Genomic DNA, 7,457 nt, shown 5'->3' on the forward strand with positions numbered 1-7,457 from the left:
AGCTCAGGAAGCTCAGGAAAACACTCTTCCAGAACTGGGGCAACCCCAAGTTGAAACACTAACAAACGCTACATCGGTAAATGACCGATAAACAATCACCGCCATAACCAGTGGTTTAAGGATGATAAGGGTCATCAACTGATGGCCCGAATCAATAAGCGTTTTACTTCACACACACAACATTGAGCAGTGATGAGCCTTTTAACACATTGATTTTTCCGGTGGTGAACATCCCTTTACGCCCTTCTCCCCAATACGGTAACTGTACTGGCCACTGATGTTGCTGCATCTGTTTCGATTTTAATAACGCTGACCACTCTTGTTCAGTAGCGAGACGCATCCCTAGATCTCTACATACAATTTGCGCGGCATCATAGTCGAGGCGATTCCACGCCTGATCATGCTCCATGTAAAACTGCACTTTCGGGTTGTCGCTGTACGGCACAGCAAAGGTTTGGCTGCCTACTTTCACTTGCTGGCGCAATACAAAACCACTGTTTCCCGAAGGTTTAGGTGTGCTGCTCAGTTTTGCAGCGGGTTTCATTGGCGCGGCGGCGGGTACCACTGTGGGAGCGGATTTTTCTTCGCTTTTCGGTTTACTCGCGGGCTTAGGTGCTGAAGCTTCTGATACCGCTGTGTTGGCAGCCGGAGCCACCGCAGCGGTTGTGGGTTTGGCTTTCATCACCGGCTGCTGCGCAGAAGTTTTCACCACTTGGCGAATGAATGCTTGCTCAAAGGTCGCCAGTTTTTTGACCTTTTTCAGCTCCTTGCTGGCGAGAGCAAAATCGCTATAAGGGCCGATCAAACAGCGCGCGCCTTTGGGCTCAGGTTTGACCCAAATATCGGTCGAGATATGTTCATAAAGGGTTTTTACTGTGGCGAGCGGCATCGGTTTGCTTAACATGCCACACTGGATCCAAAACAGAGAGTCTCCCCGTTTGGGCTTTTTGCCCCACAGGCCATCGCCAATTGGGCAAGCCGCATCCAGCACAGGTAATTGGTTAACCGCCGCCTGCTGCGCATCGCACAAATAGTCACTCTCGGCTGAAGCAATGGGGGCGAATAACAGTAAAGCCACACTCAGGTTGCAGCATAGAATCCATTTCGGCATCCGCTTGTCTCCTTAATACTCTGTGACTGAAATCAGGGTTCGAATCAGGCAAGTTATCTCGCCTCGAACACTTATTGGGATCCGGTATAGCAAAAATAAATGCAAAAAAAGAGCCGCATTCAAAAACGGCTCTTAGTTTATGGAGAGTTTGTGAAGCAAATCAATCGGATTTACTTACCCTTTGTAAATTTTCGGGTTAAACACATCACGCAACCAATCGCCAAGCAAGTTAATCACTAATACCAGCAATACCAATACAATGCCGGGAAAGGCGGTTATCCACCATGCACCCGAGAAAATGTAGGTAAAACCGATACTGATCAGAGAGCCCAGTGACGGCTGATCGACCGGTAATCCTAAGCCAAGGAAGGAGAGTGCCGCCTCTGACATGATCGCGTTTGCCACCTGTACCGTTGAAATCACCAAGATTGGTGATAAACAGTTGGGCAAAATATGGCGGAACATGATACGCGGCGCTTTAAAGCCCATCACGCGTGCCGCTTCCACATACTCTTTTTTCTTCTCCGCCAGCACCGAAGCACGCACCGTACGCGCGTATTGCGGCCATTCCGCCACACCGATGATCACCACCAACATCACCACCGCATATTGGCTGAAGAACTCGCCACCAAAACTGGCTTTAAAGATCGCCGACACAATGATCGCCACCATCATGGTGGAGAATGAGAGCTGAATATCGGCAAAACGCATTAAAAAGCTATCAATTCGGCCACCGAAATAGCCTGCCGACAAACCAATCACAATGCCGAGTGTCAGTTGTAGGCCCACCGCCAAAAAGCCGATGGTCAGTGATAAGCGTGAGCCGTACAGAATGGTCGAGAAAATGTCACGCCCCTGCTCATCGGTGCCCAGCAAAAAGTGTTCATTGCCCCCTTCCATCCATGACGGTGGAAGCTCTGCATCCATAATATCAATCGACGAGAGATCGTACGGGTTGGTGGGCGCAATCAAGGGCGCGCTGATTGCCACGATGACAAATAGCACAAACACCGCAAAGCTGCTCATCGCCACTTTGTCGCGCAGGAAATAATAGAGAAAATCGGACTGCTTAAAGCGCTCCCAACGTGAAGGAGCGATCGATACTGCACTCATGGTTAAGCTCCTTTGCCAGTGAGGTTGACGGTCGGGTTAATCAGGCCATACAAGAGGTCGACAATCGTGTTGGTCACGACAAAGATCAACCCAACAAAGATGACGTAGGCGGTGATAAGTGGCGTATCCACACGGTTAATCGCCTCTAAAAACAAGAAGCCCGTTCCCGGCCACTGGAATACGGTTTCGGTCAAAATGGTGTAGGCCACCATAGTACCAATCTGCACCCCACCCACGGTCAATACTGGCAACATGGTGTTTTTCAGCGCATGTTGGTAATAGATTTTGTTGAGTGGCAAACCTTTGGCTTGCGCAAACTTGATGTATTCCGAGCTCAGTACTTCGAGCATTTCCGAGCGCACGAGGCGGATGAACAGCGGCAACATAATGGAAGCCAGTGCGATAGAAGGCAATACCAAATGGCGCAAGCCATCGAGGGTAAAGAATCCGGACTCCCAGCCCAGTAGGTTAACGGTTTCGCCACGACCATAGGACGGCAACCAACCTAACTCAATCGAGAAGACATACATCAGCATGATCGCGGTTAAAAAGACCGGAATCGAAATGCCGATGCTGCTGCCCGCCATCACTATCTTGGTAAACAAGCTTTTCGGATGAATCGCCGAATAGACCCCAAGCGGGATTGAAAACACTATGATGATCAACGTGGCACCAAACACCAGCTCCAGTGTCGCCACCAGCTTATCGAAGATCACTTCCAGCGCCGGACGCTTAAAGAAATAGGAGGTCCCTAAATCCCCCTGCACCGCCGCAGTCACAAAACGAGAATATTTAATAATGAAGGGATCATTGAGGCCTAATTCGTCACGCAGTGCTTGACGCTCTGCTTCAGAAACGGACTGACCCACAAGCTCGCGCAGCGGATCACCCAGGTTGTCCTGAATGGCAAACGCTACCAAACTGATCACAAACATCACTATCAGTGCCTGATACAGGCGCTTGACCAGAAACGAAAACATTCCTTGCCCCTTAACTTTCCATGTGAATCTGTGGGCGCGATGAAGCGCCAAAACCTTTCAGTCTGAAAAAGGGTACGGGGCCCGACTGAAACAAAACCCTGTACCCGAAGAGAAGCTCTGTAGACCAACGCCTACAGAGCAGAGTGGTCCGAGATTACTCTTTCACCACCAGATCGCCAAAGTATGGGAAGTCCATACCGTTGATGATAGGTGCGATATCGAGCGTATTTTTCGCGGCCCATGACGGATCTTGGAAGTGAAGAGGCACAAACGCCGCTTCGTTATACAGGATCTCTTCCACTTTCTTCAGCATGGTGCTGCGTTTTTCTAGATCGGTTTCCTCGTTCGCGGCATTGACTAACTTATCGACTTCCGCATTCGAGTAGTAACCACAGTTGTACTGGCCTTTACCCGTATTTGAATCACGGGTCATGGTCAGGAACTCAGTAAAGTTTGCTGAGTCTTCGGTATCTGGGTGCCAACCAATCATCAGCATATCTGCCGCACATTTATCAAACTCAGGCCAGTATTGCGCTTTTGGCATGGTTTTTAGGTCAACTTTAATACCGATTTTTGACAACATCGCCGATGCTGCTTGCGCGATCTTCTCATCGTTCACGTAACGGTTGTTTGGCGCGATCATGGTCAGGTTGAAGCCTTTCTCATAACCTGCTTCTTTCATCAGCTCTTTCGCTTTGTTGAGATCAAAGCGTGGTTTTAGGTTCTCGTTGTAACCGGCATAACCGACTGGGCTTTGCTGCGCAGCCGTGGTAGCTGCCCCTTTCATGACCTTATCCACAATCCCTTCGTTGTTGATAGCGTAGACAATCGCTTGACGCACACGCACATCTTTCAACGCTGGGTTGCTGTTTTGGTTCATTTGGAAGGTAATCACACGAGTGCCCGGCATAGTGAAGAGATCTACGCCTTTCGCATCTTTGATGCGTTGGTAATCATTCGGAGAAACCGGTGCAATCATATCCACACCGCCAGACAGCAGTGCCGCAACGCGAGTTGCATCTTCTTTAATCACTGCCAGCGTCAGTTTGTCCACATTGCCTTTCGACGCTTTATCCCAGTAATTTGGGTTGCGTTGGAACTCAAGTTTCACCCCTTGCTCACGAGCCGTCACCGTAAATGGCCCGGTACCAGAGATATTTTCAGAGGCAAAAGAGTTACCGTGCTTAACGATTTCTGCTTTGTTTTTACCATCCGCCGTGGTGCCGGTGTAGAACTTGCTGTCCATCGGGAAAATGTAGGTCGCCACGTTTTCAATCAGCGGGTAAGTGCCAGCCGTTTTGATTTCGATGGTGTAATCATCCACCTTAGTCAAAGAGACCAGAGGTTCAAAAATCCCTTTAAAATCCGCCGATTCTTTCAAACGATTGAACGTCCATACCACATCATCCGCGGTAAAATCATTGCCAGAGTGGAACTTCACGCCTTTGCGCAAAGTGAAACGCATGGTTTCGTTATCCACACGCTGCCAAGATTCGGCCAGACGAGGTTCAAATTCCATTTTTTGTGTAAAGCGAATCAGTGGATCAAAGACCATGTGCGACAGTTGCAGTGTACCGCCTGACAGCTGCTCATGTGGGTCCATTGAGACCGGGTCAGCGTCGTAAGCCACGGTAATATCCGCTGCCATCGCACCAAAACTCAAGCCAGCCGCTATCAAAGCCAACGCCAGTTTGTTTTTCATGGTTTTCATTGCATAACTCCTTATGCGGGAATCCAGATCCCTAGTTTGTTGTATTTGCTTTTGTAACAATCGCCAACCCAAGTTGGTCCATGGTTAACGGCTATGCTGCCGTAGTGCTTTCGCGTAAGCCTGTAAATTCAGGCATTAAGGAAATCAATTTCTTGCTGTATTCATGCTGCGGATCGGTAAACAGCTGCTCAGTGGGTGCCACTTCCAATAGCGTCCCCATCTGCATGACCCCAACGCGATCGCACATCTGGCGGATCACAGGCAAATCATGGCTAATAAACAACATGGTGAGATTGAGCTCATCTTGCAGATCTTTCAGCAAATTGAGGATTTGCGCCTGCACTGACACATCCAGTGCCGAGGTAGGTTCATCGCAAATCAAAAGACGTGGTCGCGTCGCGAGTGCGCGCGCAATCGAGATCCGTTGACGCTGACCACCTGAAAATTCATGGGGATATTTCAGCCCCGCCATCTTACCTAAGCCGACATGCTCGAGCAGATCATTAACGATTTGTCGGGTTTCACTCTCACTGCGTGTCAATTTATGAAAGCGGATCGGCTCGGCGATGATGTCAAAAATCTTCATCCGCGGGTTCATCGACGTGTACGGGTTTTGGAATACCATCTGCATTTGACGACGCAGTGGGCGACGTTCGTGCTCCGATTTCAGCGCGGTTAAATCGATGCCTTCAAAAGTCACTCGCCCCGCATTGGGTTGATACAAACCGGCAATCACGCGTGCAATGGTCGATTTACCTGAACCCGATTCGCCGACCAGACCAAAGGTTTCCCCTTCATGCACTTCAAAACTGACGTTATTCGACGCTTGCACATACTCACGGCGGCTTTCAAACAGCGAATCTTTGGTCACAAAACGTAGATTGACGTTTTCGACTTTTAACAGCGGCCCTGTGTATTTGCGGTGATCTTGGCTCTGCCCCAACCAATGGCTTTTCACATCCAAAGGCTTGAGCTCTTTCGCTTCTTCGATATAGCTCACCAGAGGGAAACGGTCGAGTTTGCGATCAGAACGCGGTACCGCTGAAATCAAACTACGAGTGTAAGGGTGCTCAGGTGTGCCAAGCACTTTGGCAGTCGGACCGAACTCCACCAAATCACCACGGTACATCACCGCTACGCGATCAGTAACGTTAGAAACCACCCCCATATCGTGAGTGACCAGCATGCAACCCACATTATTCTTCTTACACAGTTCACGAATCAGATTCAGGATCTGGTCTTGAATCGACACATCCAGCGCGGTGGTAGGTTCATCAGCGATGATCAAATCAGGTTCACCAGCCAACGCGATCGCAATCACCACCCGTTGACGCATGCCACCAGAAAATTGGTGAGGATACTGTTTAAGGCGATTTTCAGGCTGCGGAATACCGACTTGCTTCATCAAAGATAAAGCACGTTGATACGCTTCTTCGGCACTCACCTGCATGTTGGCATGAATGGTTTCGGTCAACTGATGCTCGACGGTAAACAGCGGGTTGAGTGAGGTCATGGGATCTTGGAAAATAAAACCAATTTTACTACCACGTACTTCACGCATCGCTTGCGGAGAAAGACCAGAGATCTTCTCACCGTTTAAATACACTTCACCGCCCGCAATAGTTCCCGGAGGGCTGAGCAGGTCAATCACCGCATTACCGACCGTCGATTTTCCGGCGCCCGATTCCCCAACCACACCGACAATTTCACCACGTTGGATATCTAAGGTGAGTGATTTCACCGCCGCGTGCACACCGTGACGAGAAGGGTATTCAATTCTAAGATTTTTGACTTCTAAAAGTGACATTCCATCAGACCTCTACTGCTGTGGCAGCATTCTGCCCTGTCTGAAGCACATCAGCGAACAAGGCGAGACTGATGTACATTTTGCATCCATTCCAATCAGAACAATATTCTGACAATTTATAAGGTTCTCAATTTGGCAAATCTTTCACACAAAAGCAACAAAGAGAGGATAAAAAAGCGCCTTAACCCAGAAACAATTTCCACAAATAGCTTAATATGCAAAAAAATCACATATATTATTGGTCTTACCATTTTTAAAAAATTGAAAAAATCTCAGTATGATTGGTATTTGTTACTGCAAACGACGTGATTTATAACAGGAGATAAAACAACCAACGCATAACTTTTCTCCACGCAAAAATGGAAAAATTAACAAATAATAAACAACTGACAAATTTTGAGTGCAAACAACAAAGCAAAACTCTGGATGATAAGCATCTATCCAGTCATAAAAACCAAAAAATTCCCAATTTAACTCAGATAAATCATAAAAATAGTTCATTGAGCCATACTGAGCACTTCAGTAACCATAGTCGTGAACAGATGTCTTAGCGGGAAAATATCGATGAATTGTCGGTAAGATCGCAATTTACTAGAGAGAAATATGCCCAACAACGTCATGATGAAAAAGCGGCCATCGGTAGACAGTGTCAATACAGGACAACTTGGCGAGGAAACATGAGTTTCAAAGAGATAAAATGCAAAAAGCCTCAGCAAATGCTGAGGCTTTGAAGAG

General features: G+C 48.1%; 7 protein-coding genes. 1 reads left to right on the forward strand and 6 read right to left on the reverse strand.

Annotated features, from left to right (window positions below):
- Positions 1–163: 163 nt before the first annotated feature.
- The 5 genes from GOU96_RS16260 to GOU96_RS16280 form a co-directional block, all read right to left on the reverse strand.
- Complete coding sequence (locus GOU96_RS16260) at positions 164–1,111, reverse strand: SPOR domain-containing protein (RefSeq protein ID WP_001127286.1); 948 nt, start codon at positions 1,109–1,111, stop codon at positions 164–166.
- Between the two features lie 174 nt (positions 1,112–1,285).
- Complete coding sequence (locus GOU96_RS16265; protein WP_001277181.1) at positions 1,286–2,224, reverse strand: ABC transporter permease; 939 nt, start codon at positions 2,222–2,224, stop codon at positions 1,286–1,288.
- Positions 2,225–2,226: 2 nt separating this feature from the next.
- On the reverse strand, positions 2,227–3,204 hold the full coding sequence (locus GOU96_RS16270) for an ABC transporter permease (RefSeq protein WP_000490818.1): 978 nt from the start codon (positions 3,202–3,204) through the stop codon (positions 2,227–2,229).
- 154 nt (positions 3,205–3,358) lie between these two features.
- A complete protein-coding gene (locus GOU96_RS16275) occupies positions 3,359–4,915 on the reverse strand; it encodes an ABC transporter substrate-binding protein (protein ID WP_000855615.1) in 1,557 nt (518 codons plus the stop codon).
- Positions 4,916–5,006: 91 nt separating this feature from the next.
- Positions 5,007–6,722 (reverse strand): dipeptide ABC transporter ATP-binding protein, encoded by a 1,716-nt coding sequence (locus GOU96_RS16280; RefSeq protein WP_000054469.1) that lies wholly within the window; start codon positions 6,720–6,722, stop codon positions 5,007–5,009.
- 359 nt (positions 6,723–7,081) lie between these two features.
- Between GOU96_RS16280 and GOU96_RS16285 the strand changes: the two genes are divergently transcribed.
- Complete coding sequence (locus GOU96_RS16285) at positions 7,082–7,273, forward strand: TetR family transcriptional regulator (RefSeq protein ID WP_309303415.1); 192 nt, start codon at positions 7,082–7,084, stop codon at positions 7,271–7,273.
- Here the strand turns inward: GOU96_RS16285 and GOU96_RS16290 are convergent.
- Positions 7,220–7,457 (reverse strand): hypothetical protein (locus GOU96_RS16290; protein WP_324702019.1); only part of this gene is annotated, 238 nt, incomplete at its 5' end. The two genes, GOU96_RS16285 and GOU96_RS16290, sit on opposite strands and share 54 nt — an antisense overlap.

This window comes from Vibrio sp. R-1, from assembly GCF_035615595.1.
Taxonomy (GTDB): Bacteria; Pseudomonadota; Gammaproteobacteria; order Enterobacterales; family Vibrionaceae; genus Vibrio; species Vibrio cholerae.